The sequence below is a fragment of the Nocardiopsis sp. NPDC006938 genome (genome assembly GCF_042869555.1).
Taxonomy (GTDB): Bacteria; Actinomycetota; Actinomycetes; order Streptosporangiales; family Streptosporangiaceae; genus Nocardiopsis.
The window spans coordinates 186164-211572 of record NZ_JBIAGA010000001.1 but is presented as its reverse complement, the minus strand read 5'-3'; the positions used below and the strand labels follow the sequence as shown (position 1 = coordinate 211572).

General features: G+C 72.7%; 21 protein-coding genes and 1 riboswitch. Of the genes, 13 read left to right on the top strand and 8 right to left on the bottom strand.

The features are described from left to right. Positions 1 to 423: a hypothetical protein gene (locus ACFYL4_RS00950; protein WP_387515439.1), complete on the top strand. Its 423-nt coding sequence runs from the start codon at positions 1 to 3 to the stop codon at positions 421 to 423. Between the two features lie 270 nt (positions 424 to 693). Here the strand turns inward: ACFYL4_RS00950 and ACFYL4_RS00945 are convergent, their stop codons facing one another. Genes ACFYL4_RS00945 through ACFYL4_RS00935 form a run of 3 tightly spaced genes read right to left on the bottom strand, consistent with a single transcriptional unit; the run spans position 694 to position 3079 of the window. Beyond that, complete coding sequence (locus ACFYL4_RS00945; RefSeq protein ID WP_387515437.1) at positions 694 to 1278, bottom strand: hypothetical protein; 585 nt, start codon at positions 1276 to 1278, stop codon at positions 694 to 696. Positions 1279 to 1301: 23 nt separating this feature from the next. Continuing rightward, entirely contained in the window at positions 1302 to 1841 is a 540-nt protein-coding gene (locus ACFYL4_RS00940; RefSeq protein ID WP_387515435.1) for a hypothetical protein, read from the bottom strand. Continuing rightward, entirely contained in the window at positions 1838 to 3079 is a 1242-nt protein-coding gene (locus ACFYL4_RS00935; protein WP_387515433.1) for a nucleotide disphospho-sugar-binding domain-containing protein, read from the bottom strand. Before ACFYL4_RS00935 ends, ACFYL4_RS00940 begins: the two co-directional genes overlap by 4 nt. Positions 3080 to 3393: 314 nt before the next feature. On the opposite strand from ACFYL4_RS00935, the gene ACFYL4_RS00930 reads away from it, so the two are divergent. Continuing rightward, positions 3394 to 5172, top strand: coding sequence for an ABC-ATPase domain-containing protein (locus tag ACFYL4_RS00930; RefSeq protein ID WP_387515431.1), 1779 nt, complete (start codon positions 3394 to 3396; stop codon positions 5170 to 5172). Positions 5173 to 5307: 135 nt separating this feature from the next. Here the strand turns inward: ACFYL4_RS00930 and ACFYL4_RS00925 are convergent, their stop codons facing one another. After that, positions 5308 to 6093, bottom strand: coding sequence for a hypothetical protein (locus ACFYL4_RS00925; protein WP_387515429.1), 786 nt, complete (start codon positions 6091 to 6093; stop codon positions 5308 to 5310). Positions 6094 to 6200: 107 nt separating this feature from the next. On the opposite strand from ACFYL4_RS00925, the gene ACFYL4_RS00920 reads away from it, so the two are divergent. From ACFYL4_RS00920 to ACFYL4_RS00910, 3 genes are all read left to right on the top strand, one after another. Further along, a complete protein-coding gene (locus ACFYL4_RS00920) occupies positions 6201 to 7163 on the top strand; it encodes a GlxA family transcriptional regulator (RefSeq protein WP_387515427.1) in 963 nt (320 codons plus the stop codon). Between the two features lie 191 nt (positions 7164 to 7354). Beyond that, positions 7355 to 8278, top strand: a complete 924-nt coding sequence (locus tag ACFYL4_RS00915) for a PAC2 family protein (protein WP_357757256.1) — start codon at positions 7355 to 7357, stop codon at positions 8276 to 8278. Beyond that, on the top strand, positions 8275 to 9414 hold the full coding sequence (locus tag ACFYL4_RS00910; protein WP_357757253.1) for a quinone-dependent dihydroorotate dehydrogenase: 1140 nt from the start codon (positions 8275 to 8277) through the stop codon (positions 9412 to 9414). Before ACFYL4_RS00915 ends, ACFYL4_RS00910 begins: the two co-directional genes overlap by 4 nt. Positions 9415 to 9473: 59 nt before the next feature. On the opposite strand, the gene ACFYL4_RS00905 is transcribed toward ACFYL4_RS00910, so the two are convergent. Both ACFYL4_RS00905 and ACFYL4_RS00900 read right to left on the bottom strand, forming a co-directional pair. Beyond that, positions 9474 to 10931, bottom strand: a complete 1458-nt coding sequence (locus tag ACFYL4_RS00905) for a polysaccharide deacetylase family protein (RefSeq protein ID WP_387515960.1) — start codon at positions 10929 to 10931, stop codon at positions 9474 to 9476. A gap of 204 nt (positions 10932 to 11135) precedes the next feature. Beyond that, positions 11136 to 12668 (bottom strand): polysaccharide deacetylase family protein, encoded by a 1533-nt coding sequence (locus ACFYL4_RS00900; RefSeq protein ID WP_357757418.1) that lies wholly within the window; start codon positions 12666 to 12668, stop codon positions 11136 to 11138. A gap of 231 nt (positions 12669 to 12899) precedes the next feature. After that, positions 12900 to 13115, top strand: a riboswitch (cobalamin riboswitch). Positions 13116 to 13252: 137 nt separating this feature from the next. Between ACFYL4_RS00900 and metE the strand changes: the two genes are divergently transcribed. Continuing rightward, positions 13253 to 15529: a 5-methyltetrahydropteroyltriglutamate--homocysteine S-methyltransferase gene (metE, locus tag ACFYL4_RS00895; RefSeq protein WP_357757247.1), complete on the top strand. Its 2277-nt coding sequence runs from the start codon at positions 13253 to 13255 to the stop codon at positions 15527 to 15529. Positions 15530 to 15617: 88 nt separating this feature from the next. Here the strand turns inward: metE and ACFYL4_RS00890 are convergent, their stop codons facing one another. Then, positions 15618 to 16643, bottom strand: coding sequence for a DUF3558 domain-containing protein (locus ACFYL4_RS00890; RefSeq protein WP_387515425.1), 1026 nt, complete (start codon positions 16641 to 16643; stop codon positions 15618 to 15620). Between the two features lie 590 nt (positions 16644 to 17233). Further along, positions 17234 to 18343, bottom strand: a complete 1110-nt coding sequence (locus tag ACFYL4_RS00885; protein ID WP_387515958.1) for a coiled-coil domain-containing protein — start codon at positions 18341 to 18343, stop codon at positions 17234 to 17236. 642 nt (positions 18344 to 18985) lie between these two features. On the opposite strand from ACFYL4_RS00885, the gene ACFYL4_RS00880 reads away from it, so the two are divergent. The 7 genes from ACFYL4_RS00880 to ACFYL4_RS00850 all read left to right on the top strand — a co-directional run bounded on the left by ACFYL4_RS00880 (position 18986) and on the right by ACFYL4_RS00850 (position 25400). Continuing rightward, positions 18986 to 19942: an ATP-binding cassette domain-containing protein gene (locus ACFYL4_RS00880; protein ID WP_357757415.1), complete on the top strand. Its 957-nt coding sequence runs from the start codon at positions 18986 to 18988 to the stop codon at positions 19940 to 19942. Beyond that, complete coding sequence (locus ACFYL4_RS00875; protein ID WP_387515423.1) at positions 19939 to 20670, top strand: methionine ABC transporter permease; 732 nt, start codon at positions 19939 to 19941, stop codon at positions 20668 to 20670. The genes ACFYL4_RS00880 and ACFYL4_RS00875 overlap by 4 nt, the downstream gene beginning before the upstream one ends. A 70-nt stretch (positions 20671 to 20740) precedes the next feature. Beyond that, positions 20741 to 21595, top strand: a complete 855-nt coding sequence (locus ACFYL4_RS00870; protein ID WP_387515421.1) for a MetQ/NlpA family ABC transporter substrate-binding protein — start codon at positions 20741 to 20743, stop codon at positions 21593 to 21595. Positions 21596 to 21748: 153 nt separating this feature from the next. Beyond that, positions 21749 to 23146, top strand: a complete 1398-nt coding sequence (locus ACFYL4_RS00865) for a GH1 family beta-glucosidase (RefSeq protein ID WP_357757234.1) — start codon at positions 21749 to 21751, stop codon at positions 23144 to 23146. Between the two features lie 133 nt (positions 23147 to 23279). Continuing rightward, positions 23280 to 24311 (top strand): LacI family DNA-binding transcriptional regulator, encoded by a 1032-nt coding sequence (locus ACFYL4_RS00860; RefSeq protein WP_387515419.1) that lies wholly within the window; start codon positions 23280 to 23282, stop codon positions 24309 to 24311. A 113-nt stretch (positions 24312 to 24424) separates the two neighbouring features. Then, positions 24425 to 24649 (top strand): hypothetical protein, encoded by a 225-nt coding sequence (locus tag ACFYL4_RS00855; RefSeq protein ID WP_387515417.1) that lies wholly within the window; start codon positions 24425 to 24427, stop codon positions 24647 to 24649. A gap of 85 nt (positions 24650 to 24734) precedes the next feature. Then, a complete protein-coding gene (locus ACFYL4_RS00850) occupies positions 24735 to 25400 on the top strand; it encodes a hypothetical protein (RefSeq protein ID WP_387515415.1) in 666 nt (221 codons plus the stop codon). Positions 25401 to 25409: the final 9 nt, after the last annotated feature.

Sequence of the window (25409 nt, the reverse complement as noted above, 5' to 3'; positions counted from 1 at the left end):
ATGGAGCAGTGGTCCACCAAGGAAGAGATCAACGCCGCCCGCGAGCGGCTCGAAGCGGGCCACCCCGGATGGCGGCGCCCGGCCGCCTACGGGGTGGGCCTGCACCGGGACGGCCGCACCGTGTTCGGGCTGACCAACGTCGGCACCAGCCCACTGCCCGCCATCGTCCTGGCCGTCGAGTGCGGACACACGTCCGGCACGGCGGTCCACGAGCTCACGGCCGAGCGCCTCGCCTCGGCCGTCCGCGCCCTGTCCCCGGCCGGAGCGTGCACGGAGCTGCGGCACCCCAACCTGGTCGAGTGGGAGCGGCTGCTCGCGGAGATCGGGGAGGGGGGCGGACACCCCGTCGCCGTGTTCGTCGGGGACCTCGCGGACGAGCCGGTGGACCGGCACGACCGGGCGTTCCGGGAGGCTATCGCCTGATACACGCCTTCCGGGGGGAAGCCCGAGCCGGCGAATTCCCGGTTTTCCCCGTACGGTCGCGCCCGGTCCGGTAAGAATGGTTCCACGACACCCCCCACCCCCCTCCGTGGAGGTGTCGGGACCGCGGTCCGACCGGAGCACCCCTTGATTTCGGACGGACCGTGTCCTCCCCGACGGCCGGTGCCGGTCCCCCTCCTGAACCGGTCGTCGCCCTCTGGCGGTCGGGCCGAGCGCCCCGTACCCGGCCCGGCCCCAGAGGCCAGGGAGCACTCAGGGAAGCGTGAAGCCGGGGGCGTCCAGAACCCGGGGGAAGAGCGCCCCGATCTCCGCCAACCCCATCCCGCGGGTCCGGGCCTTGGCCGCCTGCGCGCGCTCCGTCGTGGGCAGGACACCGGTCATCAGCCACGGCAGCCACAACCGCCGCAGGAGCACTTCCCGTTCGGGCACGCCCTGCGGGCGCCGCACCACCGAGACGTTCACTCGGACCGCGTGCTCGTTCCCCGGCGCCGCCCCGGGCCGGTCCGTCTCGACGGCCGCGTAGCGGAAGCCGTGCGCCAGCGCGCAGGGGGCGCACCCGGCCGGTCCCCGGCCCAGCGGACCCGCGCACCCCTCGCACACCAGCCGCTCCAGCGCGGCGTCGACCACCCGCCAGTCGTACCGCTGGGGTTCCTCCGCCACCAACGCGGCCACCTCGGGCCCGTCCGGCAGACCCTCGCGCAGGAGGAAGGCGCGCCACTCCTCCTCCAGGACCGCGTCGACCAGCCCGCGGCAGCGCGCGCAGTCCGGGGCGCCGCTGTACTCGGGCCCGGGACACCCCGTGCACGCCCTCAGGGGCTCACCCACTCCAGGCCGCATCGGCCTCACCTCCGGGGGACCATTCAACCCCCCGACCCGGGGGCGCCCCCATCATCTTTCCTCTCCCTCAGGGGGAGGGGCGCGGTGACGTGGAGATCGCGGTCCAGGAGGGCAGCGACCTCGGGGCCCGCCTCGAGTCCGACCCCGGCCAGGAGGCCGAGCATGCGCTCGCGGACCCCCTCCAGGAGGACGGGGAGCAGCGGGAGCGGTACCAGGACGGTCGCCTTGGACCCCTCCTGTGACAGGAGCACGCCGTTGTCCGCGAAGGCCTGGTTGACCCCTGGGTCGTGCCCCATCCAGATCCGCTCGCGTTCGACCAGGAGGAGCCAGTCGCGCCAGTCCTCCATCCCGCAGCAGCAGCCGGGGTTCACGACGGTGCCGTCGGGTCCGGTGGCGCGCAGTCCGCCGGGGACCAGTGTCATCTCCTGCCGGAGCAGGTCGTGCGGTGACGCGGCGCGGTTGTAGTCGGCCCACACGCCCAGGAACGTTTCGGGGGAGGTGTCGGCCAGGGGAAGGAACGCGCCGTCGGGGAGTTCGAGCACGGGCTCGACGCGCGGGGTCACGAGACGAGCCGGTGGATGTGGTCGGCGGCGTTGCGGGCTCCGTCGACACCGGCCAGCCGCTGCCGGAGCTCCTCGGCTCGGACGCGCAGGTGGGGATCGCGGAGCAGGGACTCCAGGGCTCGGCGGAGCCGTTCCCCCTCGGTCTGGCGGGGGGTGAGTCCCACGGCGTTGCCGAAGCGGACGCATTCGGCGACGTTCCAGCGCTGCTCCAGCTGGAGCCCGATACCGAGGAACGGTTTCCCCGAGGCGACGGCGGTCTGCACGGTGCCCTCGCCCCCGTGGATGACCGAGGCGTCCACGAGGTCGCCGAGCCGGTGGGCGGGCAGCAGGTCGAACACGTGCACGTGTGTTCCGAGCCGCTCCCGGTCACCGGGCCCGAGGTAGCGGGCGACCGGGGCGATCACCGTGACGGGAAGTCGGGACAGCTCGCGCAGGACCCTCAGGACGATGTCGCGGTTCCCGGAACTGCCCATCGCGAAGTAGACGACCGGGCGGTCGGCCCCGCGCGCGGTCCGCACCAGGTGCTCCACCTCCGGCGGTACCTCCAGGGGCAGTTTCGCGTACACCGGACCCACCCAGCGGTAGTGGGGCGGGAGCCGGTAGGGGCGCAGGTAACCGGAGATCGAGGCGACCAGGTTGAGGTCACCGTCCAGGGCCTCCACGGTTCGGCGGGGGAGCCGCACCCCGTACTCGCGGGCGACCCTGGAGAAGCCGCCGGGCTTGAGGGTGGTGTATCGGGCTGCCTCGCGCAGGAGTCGTGCCGCGCCGGTGTTGACCGCCCGGGACAGGCGGCGGTTCTCCTGGAGGAGTGGCAGGGAGTCGGCCTGGCGCAGGTGCGGCCACGAGTAGGCGAAGGGTTTGACGTAGACCAGCGGGACCCCGCTGACGCGTGCGGAGATCATCTGGCTCAGCGTGGTGCCGATGACCGTGGCCGAGGGCCGCACCAGCGTGTTCAGGGCCAGCTCGCTCCGGACCCGGGCCCGAACCCTCTCCGTGGTGAAGGGGTGGCTCGCGCCACGGCCCTGGTCGAAGCGCATCAGCTGGTCGGCCTGTTCGTCGGTGAGCTCCGGGGAGAGCGGGTGGTACTCGAAGCCCGCGTCCTGGATCAGTCCCGCGTACCGCTCGGAGTACCCGGCGAACACGCACTCGTGCCGGTCTCGGAGTTGCCGTGCGACCTCGATCGCCCTCGTCGTCTCGGCGAGGTTGAAGGTTTCCGGTGCGAACAGGACCGTGTTCATGGTGCGGACTCCTCGGGAGAGGGGACTCCCCGAAACCTAGCCGTCGGGGAGGTGACGGGCAAAGGCCCTCCTGGGGAGGTGTCGTGCGTGTGCTGGAGGTCCGACGGCGTCCTGCCGCACTCCCCGCCGGGCGAGACGAAGCCGGGCGGGTTCGAGGCGACCCTCACGGACGCGCTGCCCGACCCGCCGGACTGAACCGTCGCCACGAGCGGAGAGCCCCCGACCGACGCGGTTGTCCACAGGGTCGGAGCGGGATGCGCACAGAAGTCCTAGTCTGGCGGGGGCAGCAGTACGTAGCGACACCGGGGGAAGTGATGACGGAGCGACGCGGGAACGGCGGCCAGGGACGCCGGTACGGCGGCGGGGGCCGTGGCGAGGGCGGCGGTCGCGGCGGCGGGGGCCGCAGGCCCGAGCCCGAGCCCATCCGCGGCAGGCGCGACGAGGCGCGCCTGTCCGAGGAGCTCCTGAAGATGCAGGGCGCCTCCTACGGGCGCTACAAGTCACTCAAGGGTGACTGGGACTTCGGTGACTTCACCCTCACCGTGCAGCGGGTCCAGGCCGACCCCTTCGCGCCGCCCTCGCGCGTCCGCGTCCTGCGTCCCGACGCCGGTATCCCCGCGAGCGCCTTCGCCGACCCGGTACGCCGCCGGGCCACCGCCGACTACCTCGGGCGGCGCGCCCGCCGTCTGCTGCGGGGGTCGCTGCTGAAGATCGACACCGGCGGCCAGGAGGTCATCGCCCGCTCGTCCTGCCAGGTCACCGAGGACGGGGCCCTCGACCTCCGGATCGGGGTGGACCTGCCCGGACACGGCCGCCGGATCGACGGTCGCACCGCCGAGCGGGAACTGTGCCGCACCCTTCCGGCGCTGATCGACGACCTCGACTGGGACGAGATCGACGAGACGGAGGCCGTGGCCTTCGCCGACAGCGTGGCCGACACCGTCGCCCTCAGGGCGGGGCTGGCCGACCGGGGTCTGGTCGCCTTCGTCGCGGACGGGGCGATCCTTCCCCGGCGCAGCGGCGTGAGCGACCAGCCCATGGCGGGGGAGGGCGTGGTTCCCTTCTCCGCACCCGAGACCCTGCGGGTGAGCGTGGACCTCCCGCACGCGGGCACGGTCACCGGGATGGGGGTGCCCGAAGGCATCACCCTGATCGTCGGCGGCGGTTTCCACGGCAAGTCCACCCTGCTGCACGCCCTGGAGTGCGGTGTCTACGACCACGTGCCCGGTGACGGCCGCGAACTGGTCGTGACCAGGGAGGACGCGGTCAAGATCCGGGCGGAGGAAGGGCGCGGAGTGGAGCGGGTGGACGTCAGCCCCTTCGTGCGCAACCTGCCCACCGGTGCCGACACCCGCGACTTCCGCACCGAGAACGCCTCGGGTTCCACCTCGCAGGCGGCCAACATCTGCGAGGCGGTGGAGGCAGGGTCGCGCACCCTGCTGGTGGACGAGGACTCCACCGCCACCAACCTGATGATCCGCGACGAGCGCATGCAGACCCTGGTGCACGGCGACCGGGAACCCCTGGTGCCGTTCGTGGACCTGGTGCGGCCCCTGCACCGTGAGCACCGGGTCTCCACGGTCCTGGTCATGGGCGGCAGCGGCGACTACTTCGACGTCGCCGACCAGGTGATCATGTTGGACGCCTACCACCCGCACGACGTCACCGAGAAGGCGCGCACCCTGGCACGCGACCGTGTCGACGCCGAGTTCACCCTGCCCCGGGCCCGCGTGGTCGACCCCGGGTCGGTGGATGACGACACCACGAAGGGACGGAGCCGGATCAAGCGCCGGGACATGGACGTGCTGGTCTACGGGGAGGGCGACATCGACGTGCGCTCGGTGGAGCAGTTCGTGGACCCCGGACAGATCACCGGTGCGGGTCTGGCCCTGCGCGCCCTGGTCCGGGGGCAGCACCTGGACGGCCGACGGACCGTGGCCGAGGCCCTGGACTCCCTGGAGGAGACCCTGGCCAAGGAGGGCGTGGGCCTGCTCGGTACGGACTTCGGCGGCGACTACGCCCTGCCGCGCCGACACGAGATCGGCGCCGTCCTCAACCGGCTGCGGACCCTGAGAGTGGTCCGCCACCGCTGACGGCGTGTGCCGCGCCCACGGCGTCCGGCGCGGCGGGCCCGAGCGTCCGGCGCGGCGGGCCCGAGCGTCCGGCGCGGCGGGCCCGAGCGAGCGGAGCCCGGGCCCCTGCGGTCGCCCGGGCGCCCACTCGCGACCTCAGAACGCCCTGACCAGAAGGGCCACCAGGATGGTGGCGCCCACGGCGGTGTCGTACACCATGCACCACTCGGCCAGGGACCGCGAGATCACCTTCCGGGTCCACCAGTGCACGGAGTCCCAGGCGGCGTGCGCGAGCAGACCGACCGCGACCACCGCGACCGCTGCCTCGGGGGACACCACCAGTGTGAGGAGCCCGGCGCCGCCGAACACCGCCAGCGCGGGGGTCTGGAGCGCGAACACCCCGGGGCGGCGCAGGGGCCCGCGCACCAGTCCGACCGCGACCAGCAGCACCCCCAGCCCCAGGACGAACGGCCAGGACGGCAGGCCCGCCGCCTCCAGCAGGAAGTGGAGGGCGATCACCGAGCCCACCATCAGCCAGCTGGTCCGGGGCCGGTCCAGGACCGCGACGGCCAGGTACATGACCGGAAGGGTGAACAGGAGGAACACGAGCCCGCCGCTGTCTCCGCCCACCGTGACGGTGAGCGCGGCGGCCGTGGCGGCGGTCAGCGCGGGCCACCAGCGCCCGAACGTCGTGGCGGGGGCGCCCCGCGCCCCGGCCGCACGACCACCGTCGGGGCCGACCGCCCCGCCTCCGGCGGAGCCGAGGTCGTCGGCTCCGGAGGGGAACCGGGCCGGTGTCACCGCCGGGGCGCCCCCGGCGGCCCGGCGGCGGACGTCGCCCCGCGCGTCGTGGCCGGTGTCCGCGTCCCGGTAGGCGCGGACGGGGGAGGAGGTGGACGGACGAGCCTTCGAGGACCGGCCGCCGGAAGGTGGGGATGTCATGCCGACCAGCCTGCGCCGGCCCGCGGGCGGCGGCCAGACGTAGGCTGGGACGGGTCCGAAATCCTGGGAATCCTGTCCGAACGGACCCGGTCGGGGGAGTGACCGTCATGGACGCACGCAGAGTCGTGATCGTGGCCTACGAGGACGCGGAGCTCCTGGAGATCTCCTCGGTCACCTCGACCCTGGCCACCGCCAACGACCTCCTGCCCGACGGGCCCGCCTACGAGACGACCCTGGCGACGCCGGGCGCGGCGCCGGTCCGCTGCTCCTCCGGCCTCACGCTCCAGGGCCAGGCGGCGTTGGAGGAACTGCGGGGTCCGCTCGACACCCTCGTGGTCTCGGGCGGATGGGGGCACCGGCGGGCGGCTGCCCACGCCCCGCTCGTCGCCCACGTGCGCAGACTCGCCCGGGAGAGCCGCAGGGTCGCCTCGGTGTGCACCGGTTCGAGCGTGCTCGCCGCCGCCGGGCTGTTGGAGGGTCGCCGCGTCACCACCCACTGGCACTTCGCTCGTGAACTCGCCGACCGCTACCCCGGGGTGACGGTGGACCCGGCGCCGATCTTCGTCCACGACGGCCCGTTGTCGACCTCGGCCGGGGTCACCAGCGCGCTGGACCTCACCCTGGACCTCGTCGCGCAGGACCACGGTCCGGCCCTGGCCCGGTTGGTCTCCCGGGTCCTGGTCACCTACTTCCAACGCCCCGGGAACCAGGCGCAGATGAGCGTGCTGACCACCCTCGACCCGGAGAACCTGCTGGTCCGGAAGGTGCTCACCTACGTCCGCGACCACCTGGACGGCGACCTCTCCACGGACGCTCTCGCTCGCACGGCAGGGGTGAGCTCCCGCCACCTGCGCCGACTCTGCCTGGCGCACACCGGCCACACCCCCGCCCATCTCGTCCGCCGCGCCCGGGCCGAGGCCGCAGCCGACCTCCTGGAGTCCACCGCCCTGCCGGTCACCCGGGTGGCCGCCCTCTGCGGGTTCGGCTCCGCGGAGACCCTGCGCCAGGTCTTCGTCGAGTTCTACGCGACCCCGCCCTCGCGCTTCCGGGCGGTGCACCGGCGTCCCTGACGGTCCGGCCTCCCGGCGTGTGGTCGTCGTCACCTCCGGGGGCGCCGGGACCGGTCCCACCCGCATCGGGTCGGTATGGTGGAAAAGCAGGGCACAGCGACCCCGCCGCGCGCCGCTCGCGCCCTTCGGGCAGGCCAGTACGGGTGCGTCGCCGTCCTGCGACCCCGACCAGTTTTGGAGACGAGAACCCGGTGCGCGACCCCGCAGAACTGTACGAACTCCACCCCGGCTTCGACGACGTCACCGGGCTGGTGATGCTCGTCTGCCTGGACGGCTTCGTCGACGCCGGAAACGTCGGCAGCCAGTTGTCCGACTCGCTGTTCGAGCGGTTCACCGCCGAGGAGGTCGCGACCTTCGACACGGACCTGCTGGTGGACTACCGCGACCGCAGGCCGCAGATGACCTTCGTCGAGAACACCTGGACCGACTACCGGCCGCACAAGCTGGCCCTGTACCGGATGCGTGACGAGGAGGGCCACCCCTTCCTCGTCCTGCACGGGCCCGAGCCCGACCTCGCGTGGGAGGGCTTCGTCGCCGCCGTGACGGGGCTGGTGGACCGGTTCCGCGTCTCCCTGTCGATCAGTGTCAACGGCATCCCGATGGCCGTGCCGCACACCCGGCCGGTGACGGTCACGCCGCACTCCACCCGTCCCGAACTGATCGCGGGGCACACCCCCTGGATCGGTCGGGTCGAGGTGCCCGCCAGCGTGGCCGCCCTGCTGGAGTACCGGCTGGGGGAGCAGGGTCACGACTTCGTCGGCTACACCATCCACGTGCCCAGTTACCTGGCCCAGTCCACCTACCCCCGGTCGGCCATCGCCGCCCTGGAGTACGTGGCCGGGGCGACCGGTCTGGCCCTGTCCACCGAGGCCATGGAGGAGGTCGCCGCCGCCACGGACGTGGAGATCGCCGAACAGGTCGCCGCTTCCGAGGAGGTCCAGCGCGTGGTGGCCAACCTGGAACGCCAGTACGACGACATCATGTCCTCGCGCTCGGAGGAGGGCGGCGGCCCGACCCCGCTGACCGACGACGACTCGGGACTGCCCACCGCCGACGAGCTCGGCGCGGAACTCGAACGCTTCCTCGCGGAACGCGAGGGAGACGGAAACGGATGACCGTGTTCTACCAGATCCTCTTCAGCTCGGTCCTGCGCCACATGGACGCCGAGACCGTCCACAAGCTGAGCTTCGCCGCCCTGCGCGGCGTCACCGCCGTACCGGGCGTGGCCGAGGCCATGGGCAGGGTCCTGGGCCCGCGCGAACCCGAGCTGACCGTGCACGCCTTCGGCCGTGAGTTCCCCGGCCCGCTGGGCATGGCGGCCGGTTTCGACAAGAACGCCGAGAGCCCGCGCGGTCTGGCCGCCCTGGGCTTCGGCTTCGTCGAGGTGGGCACCGTGACCGCCCACCCGCAGCCGGGCAACCCCAAGCCGCGCCTGTTCCGGCTGGTGGCCGACCGCGCCATCGTCAACCGCATGGGCTTCAACAACGAGGGTTCCGCCCTGGTCGCCGAGCGGCTGCACCACCAGCGCCGGGGCCCGGTCCTCGGGATCAACATCGGCAAGACGAAGGTGACCCCGGAGGAGGAGGCCCCCGCCGACTACGCGCTGAGCGCGCTGCGACTGGCCCCCTTCGCCGACTACATGGTCGTCAACGTCAGCTCGCCGAACACCCCCGGCCTGCGCAACCTCCAGGGTGTGGAGCAGCTGCGTCCCCTGGTCGCGGCAGTACGCGCGGCCCTGGCCGAGGCGGGCCGACCCGACCTCGCCCTGCTGGTGAAGATCGCCCCCGACCTGGCCGACGAGGACGTCGACGCCGTCGCCGACCTGGCGCTGGCCGAGGGCCTGGACGGGATCATCGCCACCAACACCACCATCTCCCGCGCCGGGCTGGACTCTCCCGGCGCCGAGGTCGAGGCGGCCGGGGCCGGGGGCCTGTCGGGCGCCCCGCTCAAGGAGCGCTCGCTGGAGGTCCTGCGCCGTCTGCGTTCCCGTGTGGGCGACCGCGTGACCCTGGTCGCCGTCGGCGGTGTCGAGACCCCCGAGGACGCCTGGGCGCGTGTCCGGGCGGGGGCCACCCTGGTCCAGGGTTACACCGGGCTGATCTACGGCGGTCCGCTGTGGCCGCGCCGCATCCACCGGGGCCTGGCCCGCCTGGTCCGCGAGGCCGGGTACCGCTCCGTACAGGAGGCCGTGGGCTCCGACGCTCCCGCCCCGGCCCTGACGGTGGTCCGGGAGGCCCCCGAGGCCAGCTGACCGGCGTCGCGGGCGGTCGGCGGTGTCCCGTCGCCCGCCCGCGCGTGTTCGGGCCGCCCCTACCAGTCGCCGTCCCAGTCCGGCGGGTACACGCGGCCGGGTTCGGGTCCGCCGAGGGCCTGGCCGCTCGTGACGAAGACGTAGTCCCGGGCGCGCAGCCGCTCGATGATCTCCGGGACCGCGGCGAGCGTGGCGGGCTGGGGGTCGTGCAACAGGACGACAGCGCCCGGTTCGACCTCCGCGACCACGTGTTCCACGATCTCGTCCCGGTCGTGGCCCTCCCAGTCGCGGCTGTCCACCGTCCAGGCGACCTCCGCCATGCCCTGGGCGGCGATCTCCTCGTGCACGGCCTCGTCGGTGGCCCCGAACGGGGGCCGGAACTGTTCCACGGTGAACCCGGTCTGCCTGCGGACCATCGCGCTGACCGCCGCCGTCTGCGCGGGCAGGCGTTCGGCGTCCATCGTGTTCATGTGTTCGTGTTCGTCGCCGTGGCTGGCGATCTCGTGCCCTTCGGCGTAGGCGCGGCGCAGGACGCTCGGCCGGGTCAGGGCCGGTCCGCCGTTGAGGAAGAACGTGGCGCTCACCTCCTCCTCGGCGAGGAGGTCCAGCAGGTGCGGGGTGGCGTCCACGGGGCCGTCGTCGAAGGTCAGGGCGACGCACCGGGTGACCCCGTCCTGGCAGTCGACGCCGGGGTCGCCCGCCGTCACCGCGCCGGGGGGCGGGTCGTCGCTCGGGTCGTCCTTCCCGGCCTCCCCGGCGGACGGCGGGAGCAGGTCGGGTTCGTCCGCGAGGGAGGCCTCACGGGCCCGTTCTCCGAGGTCGGACAGGAGTGGTCGGGCCCGATCGTGGTCGACCACCACGGCCCGGCGCCCGGGTGAGCTGTCGGGTACGTGCCCGTCGACGATCGGTGACAGGTGCCCGTCGTCGAACTCCACCACGAGGTCCCCGGCGGCGTTGAACCCGATCGAGTCGTAGGTCCGCAGCACCGGCTGGAGGGCGTTCGGGTCCACGTCGGCCAGGTCGGCGAGCTCCTCGCGCGCGATCCCGTTGAGCAGGCCCAACTCCTCCTGCCCGCGCAGGAGTTCGGTGGAGGAGGACACGGCCCCGGAGCGGGCGTCGTACCAGTAGGTCGAGTAGCCCTCCCGCAGACCGTGCATGTCCTCTTCGGTGCGCACCAGCCGGACGCCGACGAGGCCCTCCCCGGCGGCGACCAGCTCCCAGCCGATGTCGAGGCGCACCGGGTCGCGGGTGCCCGCGCGAAAGTCCCGTACCTCCTGGTCCACCCGTGCGGCCAGGCCCTCGGACAGGCTTGCGGCGCCCTCGATCTCCGGGTAGGCGACGCTGATCTCCACGCCCGCCGGATCGACGGGGTGCCCGGGGAAGTCACGGGCCTCGCCCCGCCACTCGCCGATCCCGTCCACGGACCGCTCGGACAGCACCGTGAGCCGCTGCGGGTCGCCGCCGCCCGCGCCGGGGTTCGCGCTCCCGCAGGCGGCCAGCGGCAGGGCCAGGAGCACCAGCACGGCCCCGGCCCGGAACGGGCGCGGGCGCCCCGAACGGGCGCGCGCAACGGTTCTGACCGGTCCTGCTCTCCTCGGCGCCAACACCCGACTCCCTCGTCCCTGTGGGGGTTCTCCCCCGGCCGCTGGCAGCAACATAGGGGACGGGGCCGCGGCCTCCGGGCCGGTGACCACAAGTGGTCACCGGCCCGGAGGCGCGGGTCAGGCGGAGCCGTCGGCGGTCTCCCGCTCCTCTTCGTCGGGGGTGCCGTCCACGTACTCGCGTCCGGGTTCGGTGGTGCCGAGCAGCTGCGACACCGTGACCATCGTGAACCCGCGCTCGTCCAGCAGACGGATGGCGTCGATCGACGCGTCGATGGTCGTGGGGTGGATGTCGTGCATCAGGATGATCGCGCCGTCGGAGGCTCCGTCCAGGACGCGTTTGCGCACCACGCTGGCCTTGCGGTCCCGCCAGTCGTTGGTGTCCACGCTCCACAGGATCTGTGCCAGGCCCAGCTCGCGGGTGACGTCGGCGACCTTCGCGTTGGTGGCTCCGTACGGGGGGCGCATGAGGTCCATGGTGTAGCCGGTCTCCCGGTACACCAGGGCCTGGGTCGCCTCCAGGTTCTCACGGGCGGCGCCCGCCGACAGCTCGGTCAGGTTCGGGTGGTCGAGCGTGTGGTTGGCGATCTCGTGCCCCTCGGCGTAGGCGCGGCGCACCACCCACGGGTGTTCCGTGACGGGCAGGCCGGTGACGAAGAAGGTGGCCCTCGCGTCATGGGCGGCCAGCGCGTCCAGGAGTTCGGGGGTGCGCCCGCCGGGACCGTCGTCGTAGGTCAGCGCCACGCACGTGGTGTCGGGGTCGGCGCAGTCGACGGTGTCGTCGCGCGGGGCGAGCACGCCGGGCGCGGTGGGGGCGGAGCCGTCCTTGTCCGCCTCCGGGGCACGGTCGATCGTGAACGCGCGAACGCCCGTCGTGGCGGCCGCGCGCGCCCGCAGCCCGAACTCCGACAGCAGGGGCTCGGCCTCGTCCCGGGGGATGACCGCGTGCACCCGGCCCGCGCTGGCGGGGGCCACCTGGCCGGAGTCGAACTCCACCACCAGGTCGCCGTCGGGGTTGAAGCCGACGGAGTCGTAGAGCGCGCTGATCGGGTGCAGGGACGAGGGTACGGCGTCGGTGCCGGCCACCGCCTCGCGCACCCTCTCGTTGAGCTCGGCCAGTTCGGTCTGCCCCGCGATCAGTTCGCTGGAGCCGTGGACGGCGCCCGTGTCGGTCTCGTACCAGTAGGTGCTGTGCCCCTCCCTGGTCTCCTCGGAGTCGGTCTCGGCGGTGGTCAACCGAACCCCGAGGACACGGTCTTCGGCGGCGGTCAGGCCCCACTCGCCGACGAAGGAGCGCGCACCGGGGTTGGCGGCCTCGAAGGCCCGTACCTGGGTGGTGAGGGTGCGGTCCAGGAAGTCGGTCAGCGGCGCGGCGTGGGGCACCGCCGGGTAGGTGACGGTGACGTCGGCGCGTCCGTCGTGGGCGAGGGTCACCTCCTCGGTCCCGGGGACCGCGTCGGGGGAGACCGTGGTCAGTTGGTCGGGCTCGCCGGTGGCGGGGGGACCGTCCCCGCCCTCCGAGGAGTGATCGCCGGTGTCGTCCGCCAGGGCGCTGTCCTCCAACGGTCCTCTGGGTCCGGAGACGGACAGCACCAGTCCCAGCACGACGACCACCGCGGTCGCGACCGTGAGGAGGGGGTGGTCGGGAGCCATGGTCTGCCGGTCTTGCTGCTTCACCTGGGGTTCTCCACGTTCATCGTCAGACGAACGTTCGTGGGGGTGACGGGGGAGAGGGCCCCCACGCACGCTGGTTGTCGGGTGTGATGCCGCGAACACGGGGCGGGTTCACGCCGAGTGGGCGATGGCCACGCCGGGTGTAGGGGCAGAGGGGGTGCTCCCTATACTTGCAGCCGTGGAAGGTACACGCTCCGCCTTTGGTCTCCCCGAAATCCCTTCGGGACGGGTGTCGCGTGTCGAGAGAGGGAACCCGGTGCGAGTCCGGGACTGCCCCGCAGCGGTGAGTGGGAACGAACGTCGCCTAGAGCACTGGTGATCCGACCTGAGAAGTCGGGAACTGGGAAGCGGTGACCAGTAGGAGTCCGGCGGTCACGCCGGAGGTGCCCACGAGTCCGAAGACCTGCCTCCACCCGGCGGCGCACCCGTGCCGTCGGTGGTCCCGTGCCCCGAGGGAGGGCCGAGGGCGGAGACGATCGTACGCCGCGAGGCGTCCGTCGGCGTGTCCGCGTCCTCACCTCCTCGTGGTCGGTGCCCGGCTTTCGACGAGGGAGAGAAGCTCCATGCCCAGCACCCCGGCCTCCCGGCCGTCCGTGCGTTCCACCGTGCACGGCTACCCGCGCATCGGCCCCCACCGCGAACTCAAGCGCGCCAGCGAGTCCTACTGGAAGGGCGGCACCACGGCCGCCGAGCTCGACACGATCGCCGCCGACCTCCGTCTGGGCGTGTACTCCCAGCTCAGGGAGGCGGGCGTCGACGACCTGCCGTCCAACACCTTCTCCTACTACGACCAGGTGCTGGACACGGCGGTCCTGTTCGACCTCGTCCCCTCCCGGTTCGCCTCCCCGGCCCAGGCCGGGGACCGCGACGAGCAGCTGCGCCGCTACTTCGCGCTCGCCCGGGGCGAGCAGGGCGCCCCGCCGCTGGAGATGACCAAGTGGTTCGACACCAACTACCACTACCTCGTCCCCGAACTCTCCCCCAGCACCCGGCCGCGCCTGGTCGGTGACAAGCCGGTCGCCGAGTTCCGCGAGGCGGCTGAGGCCGGGTTCCCGACCCGGCCCGTGCTGGTGGGCCCGCTGACGTTCCTCCTGTTGGCCAAGGCCGCCGACGACGCTCCCGAGGGATGGGAGCCCATCGAGCTCCTCGACCAGCTCCTGGACGCCTACGCCCGGCTCCTGGCCGACCTCAGGGAGGCCGGCGCCACCGAGGTCCAGCTGGACGAGCCGATCCTGGCCACCGACGAGGGCCGCGCCTGCGTCGGTCACCTGGAGCGCGTCTACGACCGTCTGGGCGCCCTCACCGACCGTCCCGCGCTTTTGGTCTCCACCTACTTCGGCTCCATCGGCGCCGCCGCCCTGCGGGTGCTCAAGGACTCCCCGGTGGAGGCGGTCGGCCTCGACCTGGTCACCGACTCCGAGGGTGTCGAGGACCTCGCGGCCGTCTCCGGACTGGGCTCCACCCGCCTGGTCGCGGGTGTCGTGGACGGGCGCAACGTGTGGCGCACCGACCTGCCCGCCGCCGTGGCGGAGCTGGGCACCCTGCTCGCCCTCACCGACGAGCTCACGGTGAGCACCTCCTGCTCGCTGCTGCACGTGCCCATCGACCTGGACGCCGAGACGGCGCTCGCCCCGGAACTGCGGGCCGCGCTGGCCTTCGCCAAGCAGAAGGCGGGGGAGGTGGCCCTGCTCGGCCGTGTCCTCAGCGAGGGCGGCGACTCCGCGTTCGACGCGTCGGCCACGGGGACCCCCTCGTTCACCGACGCCCGTGTGCGGGCCCGGCTGGACGCCCTGGGTCAGGACGCCTACGAGCGGCCCGAGGACCGTGGGATTCCCACGGACACCACGCTCACCACGACCACCATCGGTTCCTTCCCGCAGACCGCCGAACTGCGCCGAGCCCGCGCCGCCCACCGCCGTGGAGAGCTGGCCACGGAGGAGTACGAGCGCACCCTGCGCGCGGAGATCGACCGCGTCATCGCGCTCCAGGAGGAGATCGGCCTGGACGTCCTCGTCCACGGCGAGCCCGAGCGCAACGACATGGTCCAGTACTTCGCCGAGCAGCTGGAGGGCTACGCGACCACCGAGAACGGCTGGGTGCAGTCCTACGGTTCGCGGTGCGTGCGCCCCCCGATCCTGTTCGGTGACGTCTCGCGCCCCGAACCGATGACGGTCGAGTGGATCACCTACGCGCAGTCGCGGACCGACAAGCCGGTCAAGGGCATGCTCACCGGTCCGGTCACGATGCTCGCCTGGTCCTTCGTCCGCACGGACCAGCCGCTGGGCGAGACCGCCCGACAGGTGGGTCTGGCCCTGCGTGACGAGGTCGCGGACCTGGAGCGCGCGGGCATCCGCCACATCCAGGTGGACGAGGCGGCGCTGCGCGAACTACTGCCCCTGCGCGAGGAGCAGCGGGCGGCCTATCTCGACTGGGCGGTGAACTCCTTCCGCCTGGCGACGTCCGGGGTGGCGGCGAGTACCACCATCCACACGCACATGTGCTACTCGGAGTTCAACCAGATCGTCGGCGGCATCGAGGCCCTGGACGCCGACGTCACCAGTGTCGAGGCGGCCCGGTCCCGTATGGAACTCGTGGAGGCCCTGGGCCAGCGCGGCTACAAGCGCGGTATCGGCCCGGGCGTGTACGACATCCACTCGCCCCGCGTGCCCTCGGTGGAGGAGATCGAGGCGTCCCTGCGCCTGGCCGCCACGCACGTGGACGCCGGGAACCTGTGGGTCAACCCGGACTGCGGGCTGAAGACGCGGGGCTACGCGGAGGCCGAACAGGCCCTGCGCAACATGGTCGAGGCGGCCCGCCGGGTCCGCGCCGACCTCCCGTAGTCGGGAACCGCGCCCGAACGCGCGACGAAGGGGGCCGCGGCGACGCCGCGGCCCCCTTCGTGCCAGGTCCGTTCGGTGACCGCGCCGGTCAGCCCGCGAGGGCGGCCAGCGCCTCGTTCCCGGCGTTGAGCATGATCTCCTGGACGTCGTCGGAGAGCTCCAGGTCCTCGCGGCCGCCCCGGGTGGTGTCCAGGTAGTAGGTGACCGTGATGACCACGTTGTCCTGGCGCAGCAGCACGGTGGCCTCCGGGAGCCTGTCGCCGAGCCGCTCGGACCGGGTGACGAGCAGGTAGGACTCGCTGCCCAGGTCGAGCTCCTCGTCCACCTCGACGTCGTCGGCCTCGTAGCGGTCCGAATCGTGTTCGCCCCGGATGCGCTCCAGCGTGTAGTTCAGGTCCTCGGAGGCGGCCTCCGGGGAGTCGCTGGCGCTGTAGGGGAGCTTGTAGGCGATCTCGAGGGAGCCGAAGCCGTCACCGGAGTTGTTGTCCGGGAGTTCACCGAGGCCGGAGCAGCTCGACGAATTGTCGGAGACGTACTTGCGGCCGCTGTCGCGCAGGTCGAAGTCGGTCTGGATCTGCTCGGTGAACGACTCGCAGGGCTCGGTGGGCAGGGCGTGCGGTGGGTCGCCGAGCGCGCCCCCCGCGACGGGCTCCTCCTCGGCGGGCTCCTCCTCCACGGGCTCCGCCTCGGGGGCCTCGGAGGTCTCGTCGGGGCCCGCGGCGATCTCCTCGCCGCCGTCACCGCTGCCGTTGGTGACGAGCATGACCACCACGGCGATCACCAGGATGACGATGACGACGCCGCCGCCCATGACCACCCACAGGCCGGCCTTGCTGCCTCCGCCGCCCTGCTGGGGAGGCGGGACCGGTGGGTAGCCGGGGGGACCGCCGGGGCCTCCCGGACCGGGGCCGTAGGGGGGCTGTCCGCCCGCGTACATGCCCTGGTCCTGGCCGGGCGCGCCCGGGTAGGGGCCCTGAACGTAGCCCGGCTGGCCGCCCGTGGCGGCGTCACCGTAGGGGGCTCCCTGCGGCTGCCCGTAGGGCGGCTGTCCGCCGGTGCCGTCGCCGCCGTAGGGGTTCTGCGGTGGCTGGTTGTAAGGTCCGTTTTCGCTCATGGCTCCCCTCGCCCGGTGATGTGGTGACCGTCTTGTGTGAGGCGCTCGTTGGCGCCCGTGGGTTCTCACGAGTTCCCGTGGTGGCCACCGGCGGATCGCCGGGTGGGTGACAGCACGGGGAACCGTGGGGGAGGGCGGCCCGCCTCGGACGCCGTGACCGCGGGCGAGAGCGGACGGGTGAGAGCGGGAGTTCCCCGTGTCGTGAGGAGGTCCCCGGTTCCAACGGGGCACCGACCGCCGCATGTGGAGCCAGCGGGTCGGTTTCCCGCGGGCCAGGGGTCGGGACGCCTTGCATCCTAGCCGTGGCAGGTGCTGCCAGGGCAGGCCGGACCTGGGGTTAGGGACCGAATCGTCATCGTTTCGTGCCACTCGTACCCGAAGTCACCCTTGGTGTGACGTCATCGTGATGTCCGGGTGTGGACGCGCGGGTGGGGGTTCGGGTAATGGCCTCACGGGCTGTCGGGTCGGCGTCTCGCGACCTCCACGCCGCTGACCTGCGCAGGCGGGACGCACCGGGTTTGCGTGCGGGATGTGACGCCTGTGGCCGGTTGTGGCCAGGGTGCGGCCACGCCGCACCCCGCCCCGAGAGCTCAGAACATCGAGATGTGGACGTGGTCGAAGTGGTTCTCGGTCATGTTGCCCCGGTCGGACATCGCACGCCAGCCCTCGTCGCCGCGCCGCACGTCCCAGATCTGCTGCCGGTAGATGACGTACATGATCCCCAGGTCGTCGGCGTTCTCCCTCGCCCACTCGGAGATCTCCCAGCCCCGGTCGATCTGCTCCTGGTCGGGCATGCCGCCGTTCGGGTGCAGCATGAAGTCGCAGGCGCGCCCCTTGGGGTGTTCTCCGACCACCCAGCCGCCGTCCGGCCGGTAGCAGCCGACCCCGCCCACGTCGTCGCCTCGGCCGAACCGCTCGATCACCAGGTCCCGCATCTGTTCCGTGCGGGGGGTGATGCTGTTGTGCGGCTGCATGGGCTGGTTCGGGTGGTCGGCGATCAGGACGTGCACCTCCGAACGGCGCTCCTCCAGCTCGTCCATGTCCTCGGAGGCCTCGTCCAGCCGCTCCTGGGCGCTGCGCTGCGCGACCTCGTCGCGGGACAGCGCCTGGTTCAGGTGGTCGATCTTCTCCTGGTTGGTCGTGGACAGGTAGTCGATGACCACCGCGCGGTCGATGACCTCGTCCGGCTCGGCCTCCACGAACAACGACATGGCCGGGTCGATGCCACCGCTGGTGTAGGTGGCCACGGCCAGGGACACCACCTGGTCGCGGGCGTCCTCGACCTCCTCGCGGGTGGCGTCGGCACGGTCCCCGGCGCGTTCGGCCTCCTCCATCACCGCCTCCATGTCGCGCAGTTCGCCTTCGAACTCCTCGGTCAGGGCGGCGGCCCGGTCCTTGAGGTCGCTCATGCTCTCCGGTTCGCGGGGCGGCGCTCCCGGGGCCGGAGCGGCGGAGGCGGGCAGGAGCGGCAGGGCGGTGGCGGCGACCAGCGAGAGACAGAGCGCGGCGATCCGGGTTCCACGGGGCGGGGCCGCCGAGGCCAGCCCGGACAGGGCGCCCGCGCCCAGCGCGCGGGCGCCCTCGGCCAGGTCGGCCAGGGCCTCGCCCCGGGTGCGGGACGGTGGGTCGGGCGCCCAGAAGTCGGCGTGGCCGTCGGTCTGCGCCGCGCCCTGGAACTGCTCGGTGTCCTCGAACTGCACGGTGTGGTCGCTCCTCGGACCCACGCGCGTCCCCCTGCGGGCACGGGGCGTCGTGGGTGCGTCTGCTCGTCTTCTCCCGGGCGGGCGCGGCGGCGGTGGGGCCGCGGCGGCCCTCGGTACTCGCGGCGCGTGTGCGCCGACGAAGAGTCACGGGACGGTCATGAGTCTAGGCACTCGTGAGGACTCGCGGGCGGGAGAGTGCGGTAGGACTCTCCGGCAAAAGCCTCAATGTGTTCAAAATAACCATATTCACGGCGAGTAAAGTGATGAACCGACCCGGTCGGCCATGGTTGAGTTGACGGCGTGAAGGCTCCTGAGCACGGTAAAGCGACTCCCGCCGCCACGGCGAAGACCACCCGGCGGTGCGTTCCGCTGCCCGGCGGCCGCTGTCGCATGCCCCGTTAGCCGCCTCGGACCCCGAGCCGCGCCCGGCGCACCGCGCCGGGGCCACCCCCCGGGGGCCGTCCTCCGCCGCTCCGCGATCGCCGCGGGTACCGGCGCGCCGCCCCGCACGCCAGGTGAGCGCTTCGTACGCTCGGGTGTGGGCGTCACACCCGCGCCGGGCCCGGAGCGCATCCGCGCCCGTGAGCGCTCCCTGGGACACCACCGCCAGACGTCGATGGGAAAACCGTGATTGACGCAGTGGGTCTACACAAGACCTACAGGTTGAAGAAACGCCAGGTGCACGCTCTCAACGATGTGGACCTGTCGGTCGAGTCCGGCGAGATCTTCGGGGTCGTGGGCCAGAGCGGTGCCGGAAAGAGCACCCTCCTGCGCTCGGTGAACCTGCTGGAACGCCCCGACGCCGGTTCCGTGCGCGTGGGGGAGGAGGAACTCACCTCCCTGCGCGGGTCCCGTCTGCGAGCGGCCCGCAGGCGGATCGGCATGGTGCACCAGCACTTCGCCCTGCTCTCCTCCCGCACGGTGGCGGGCAACGTGGGCTTCCCCCTGGAGGTCGCCGGGGTCTCCCGCGCCAGGCGCGCCGCCCGGGTGGGCGAGCTCCTGGAACTGGTGGGGCTGGGGGACAAGGCGCGCGCCTACCCCTCCCAGCTCTCGGGCGGCCAGAAGCAGCGGGTGGGCATCGCCCGCGCCCTGGCCTCCGACCCCCAGGTGCTGTTGAGCGACGAGGCCACCTCGGCGCTGGACCCGGCCACCACCGACTCGATCCTGTCCCTGCTGCGGCGCCTGCGGGACGAGCTGGGCCTGACGATCCTGCTGATCACCCACGAGATGGACGTGATCAAGCGGATCTGCGACTCCGCCGCGATCATGGAGGACGGGCGGTTCCTGGAGTCCGGCCGCGTGCTGGACCTCATCGGCACCCCGGGCTCCCTGCTGGCCCGATCCCTGTTCCCGCTTCCGGACAACGGGGGTCCCCAGAGCGTGGTCATCACCTACCCGCGCTCCTTCGACGAGCCCTTCATGTCCGAGCTCACCCGCCGGTTCGACGTGGACGTGAACATCCTGGGCGGCGGCGTGGAGCAGGTCGCCGGACAGTCCGTCGGGCGGCTGAGCGTCGACATGCGCGGGGAGCGCCGAGCCGACGCGCTGCGCTACCTGTCCGAGCACGGCCTGCTGGTCGAGGAGGCCGGAAAGTGACCCTCAACCCCGCCGACGTCCTCGTCCTCGCGGAGGACGGCAACGCGCTCACCGCGATCGGTGACTTCGTCGCCGACTGGCCCACCATGTGGCCCAACCTGTGGCTGGGCACCCTGGACACCGTCTACATGGTGTGGTGGGCGACCGTCTTCAGCGTCCTGATCGGTCTGCCGCTGGGGGTGCTGCTGGTCGCCACCGACCGGGGCGGCCTCGTCCCGGCCCCGGCGGTGCGCGCCGTACTCAGCGCGGTCGTCAACATCGGCCGCTCCCTCCCCTTCATCGTGCTCATGGTGGCGGTGCTCTCCCTCACCCGCTTCCTGGTCGGCACGACCCTGGGCCCGACGGCCGCGATCGTGCCGTTGAGCATCGGGGCCATCCCGTTCTTCGCCCGTCTGGTGGAGACCTCCCTGCGCGAGGTCGACCGCGGGGTGGTCGAGGCCGCGCACGCGATGGGGACCCGCAGGCTCACGATCGTGGGCAAGGTGATGCTGCCCGAGGCCATGCCCGGTCTCATCGCGGGTCTGGTGATGACCGTGGTCACGCTCATCTCCTACTCCGCGATGGCCGGCGCCATCGGCGGCGGTGGCCTGGGCGACCTCGCCATCCGCGAGGGCTACCAGCGCTTCAACGACCACTACCTGTGGGCGACCGTCATCCTGTTGATCGTCATCGTGCAGGTGGCGCAGAGCCTCGGCGACCTGCTCGTACGCAGGCTCTCCCGGCGCTGAGCCGCGCCGCGGCCCCCCGCCTTCCCCCACCCCCTCCCGAACTGTCCGGATTCAACGGCGAGGAGAAGTGATGACAGGGACGAAGACGCTGCGGGGGGCCGCCGCGGCGGGTGCGGCCGCGGTCCTGCTGGCGGGCTGCGGCAGCCCCAGTGAGCGGGCGGGCGGCGGCGAGGGGGACGAGGGCGTCGTGACCCTGAGGGTCGGCGCCACCCCGGTGCCGCACGCGGAGATCCTGGAGTTCGTCGACGAGCGGCTCGCGGCCGACGCCGGTCTGGCCGTGGACGTGGTCGAGTACACCGACTACAACCAGCCGAACGCGGCCCTGGCCGAGGGCGAACTCGACGCGAACTACTACCAGACGGTCCCCTTCCTGGAGGAGTACCTGGAGGGCAACCCGGGCACCGACCTGTCCTACGTGGAGGACGTGCACCTGGAGGCCTTCGGCCTGTACTCCGAGAGCGTCACGGATCTGGAGGACCTCCCCGAGGGCGCCCGGATCGCGGTGCCCAACGACCCGTCGAACATGGACCGCGCCCTGCGGCTGCTCGCCGAGAACGGCGTGGTCACGCTGGCGGAGGACACCCGGGGCCAGGCGTCGGAGTCCGACATCGAGGGCAGTCCCCTGAACGTCTCGGTCACCGCGGTGGAGGCGGCCCAGCTGCCGCGCTCCCTCCAGGACGTGGAGGCGGCCGTCGTGAACGGCAACTACGCCCTGGAGGCGGACCTGCCCGCGGCCGCCCACACGCTGGCGCGGGAGGAAACCGAGGACAACCCCTACGCCAACGGTCTGGTGGTGCGCGCGCAGGACCGGGACTCGCCGGAGCTGGAGCGGCTCAACGAGCTCCTGCACAGCGAGGAGGTGCGGGACTTCATGGAGGAGCGCTGGCAGGGGATCGTCATCCCGGCCGGTCGGGCCTCCGACTAACCGTTACCGTCCGTCCCCGCCTGCGGGGACGGACGGTAACGGTTGAATCTCGGGGAGGTGTCTCTCCGTTGACTCGCCGAGGGGCGTCTGCTTCGGTGATTGGGAGCGCTCCCAAGCGATGTCCACCCGCCACGGAAGGTGCGTACCGAAGCAGTGAGCAACCCGAACGACTTCCCCGAAGGCTTCCTCTGGGGGGCGGCGACCGCCTCCTTCCAGATCGAGGGCGCCACCACCGCCGACGGTCGAGGCCGCAGTATCTGGGACACCTTCGCCGAGACCCCCGGCAAGGTCCTCAACGGGGACACCGGTGACCCCGCCGACGACCACTACCACCGCTACGCCGAGGACGTCGCCCTCATGCGGCGCCTCAACCTCGGCGCGTACCGCTTCTCCGTCGCCTGGCCGCGCGTCGTCCCCGACGGGACCGGCCCCGTGAACCAGGCCGGGCTGGACTTCTACGACCGCCTGGTCGACACCCTCCTGGAGGCCGGTGTCCAGCCCTGGGCCACCCTCTACCACTGGGACCTGCCCCAGCCCCTGGAGGACGCCGGAGGCTGGCCCGCCCGCGACACCGCCTACCGGTTCGCCGAGTACTCGTCGGTGGTCGCCGAGGCCCTCGGCGACCGGGTCGCCCACTGGATGACCATCAACGAACCCTGGTGCGCCGCCTTCCTGGGCTACGAGAACGGCCACCACGCCCCCGGTCGCCAGGACCCCGCCGCGGCCCTGGCCGCCACCCACCACCTGCTGCTCGGCCACGGTCTCGCCGCCCAGGCGATCCGGTCCACCGGCCACCCCTCCAAAGTCGGACTGGCGCACAACCAGGCGGTGATCCGTCCGCACGGGGCCGCCGCCGCCGACGTCCGCGCCGCCCGCCGGGCCGACGGGGTGCGCAACCGCATCTTCACCGACCCCCTGCTCAAGGGCGCCTACCCCGCCGACGTCCTGGCCGACCTCGCCCACGTCAGCGACTTCGCGTTCGTGCGCGACGGCGACCTGGAGACCATCGCCGCGCCCCTGGACTTCCTCGGCATCAACTACTACTCGCCCGAGTTCGTCGCGGGCTCCGCCCAGGGCATCGACCCCGCCCTGGTCAGCGGCGACGGTGACGCCTGGCTGGGCGCGGGCCCCGACGAGGTGCACGTCTCACAGGGGCTCCCCGTCACCCACATGGGCTGGGAGATCGACCCCAGCGGCCTGTACGACGTCCTCCAGCGCCTGGCAGGGGAGAGCGGCGGCATCGACCTCTACGTGACCGAGAACGGCTGCGCGTTCGAGGACACCGTCAGCGAGGACGGCGCCGTCCACGATCCCGACCGCACCGACTACTACGAGGGCCACCTCCGGGCCGCGAAGGAGGCGATCCACGCCGGAGTGCCGCTGCGCGGTTACTTCGCCTGGTCACTTCTGGATAATTTCGAGTGGGCATGGGGATACTCCCGCCGGTTCGGGATCGTCCACGTGGACTACGAGACGCAGGAGCGCGTGGTCAAGGACACCGGACTCTGGTACGCGGAACTGGCCGCGACCGGCCGTTTCCCTGAGCGGTAGACCACCGCGCACGCACCACCGGGTCCGCGGGACGTCCTCGCACGGGCGCCCCGCGGACCTCGTGCGTCCGCACCGTGCCCACCACACCACCGCCGCCGGGCGACCGGCGGCACGACGTCCAAGGAGCCTCGAAGTGGCCAAGAGCGGAGGTCGGCAACGGCCGACCCTGGAGATGGTGGCGGAACGGGCCGGGGTCGGCCGGGGCACCGTCTCCCGGGTGATCAACGGGTCGTCCCAGGTCAGCCCGAGGACCCGGGAGGCCGTCCACACCGCGATCGCCGAACTGGGCTATAGCCCCAACCAGGCGGCGCGGACCCTGGTCACCCGCCGCACCGACACGATCGCCCTGGTCGTGTCCGAATCGAGGGACCGCCTGTTCGCGGACCCCTTCTTCGCCGACATCATCCGAGGTGTCAGTTCGGTCCTCCACGAGAGGGACCTCCAGCTCATGCTCACCACCGCCAGGGGCGAGGCCGAGCACAAGCGTGTGGGGGAGTACCTCAGCGGTTCGCACGTGGACGGCGCCCTGCTGGTGTCCCTGCACCGGGACGACCCCCTCACCGCGCGGCTGGCCGAGTCCGGGGTCCCCGTGGTGCACGGGGGGCGCCCCTACTCGGAGGCCCAACCCGCGCCGTTCTGCGTGGACATCGACAACCTCGACGGAGCGCGGACGGCCACCCGCTACCTCGTGGACGCCGGGTACTCCCGGATCGCCACGATCACCGGCCCGCAGGACATGAACGCCGGGGTGGAGCGACTGCGCGGCTACCGGGAGAGCATGGCCGACGCCGGACGCGGGGCGGACCCGCGACTGGAGATCCAGGGCGACTTCAGCGTGGAGGGCGGGGCCCTGGCCATGGCACGCCTGCTCGACCAGGGCGGTAACCCCGACGCGGTCTTCGTCGCCTCCGACATGATGGCGGTGGGCGCGGTCCGCGCCCTGCGCGAACGGGGGCTGAGCGTGCCCGGGGACGTCGCCGTGGTCGGTTTCGACGACACCCTCATGTCCCGGCACAGCGACCCGGCGCTCACCACCGTCCACCAGCCGACCGTCCGGATGGGGCAGGAGATGGCCCGGCTCCTCGTGGACGTGGCGATCCCGCGCACCGCCGAGTCCGAGACCATCCTGCTCGACACACGGCTCGTGGTGCGCGACTCCGCCTGAGACGCGGCCCCGCGGGCCCCGCCACCGGGGACGTTCGCCCCGCGTGAGCGCTGGACTCCCATGTGCCGCCTGTGCGAGGCTGGTCGCGATTGCGCGGAAGACGGTGGGGGCACATGAAGTCGACGCGGGAACCGACCCATTCCAGGTGCGCGATCTCCGCGTGCGGCTGGTGCGACCGGGACGGCGACCGGTGCCGGTTCTGCGCCGGGACGGGGTGGTGGCGGCCGGAGCGGCCGCACCGGGAGGTCAACGGGCTGGTCGTCTGGCACCGGGTCGAGGAGCCCTGCCGGGGCTGCGCCGGGACCGGCAAGGAGCACGGCTCGACGGCGGCGTCCTGAGCCCGGCGCGGGGCGGACTCCCCTCGCCCGGCCGGTGCCCGGCCCGTGAGCCGCGAGGGGATCGCGAACCGAACGTGGAGGAACATTGCGCTGGGTCACCTATCTGTCGCCGAGCGGCGGCGGTGCGCGCGCGGGCGCGCTGGACGACGGTGACGTGATGGGCAGCCCGGGGTCACAGGGCCTCGGCGAACTGCTGGAGGGCGGCGCGCAGGCCCTGGCGTCCGCGCACGCGCGCGCCGTGGACGGCGCGATCGAGATCATCGTGGAACCCGAGGCGCGCATGTGCGCCCCGGTGACCCCCGCCGAACCGGTCCCGGTGCTGGCGGGCGACCACGAGACGCTGGTCGCCCCGGAGCTGGTGAGGGGCGCCGACGACGCGGTGACGGCGCGGGCCCGTTCCGCCCGGGTGGGCGTGGCCGCCCTGAGCGGGGGGTCGGGGACCGCGAGCGCCTACACCCCGGCCTGCCTGTGGCTGGACGCGGAGGGCGTGCCGGTGCAGCTCGTCCTCGGCCCGGTCCTGACCACCGCCGACGAACTGTCCGGCGCGGCGGTGGAGCTGAGTACCTCGGTGGACGACCGGGAGAACGGGCGGGGCCGGGTCGATCCCGGGCACGCGTGGCTGGCCTCGGGCCCCGGGCGGGTCCGGGCGCTGCTTCCGGTGGCCACCCCGGACCTGGCGGCGAACGACGAGCTGTTCGTGGACGCCGGGGAGCTGGGCACGTACGAGGTCAGGGTGGGGTCCCAGGTCTGAGGGGTCCGC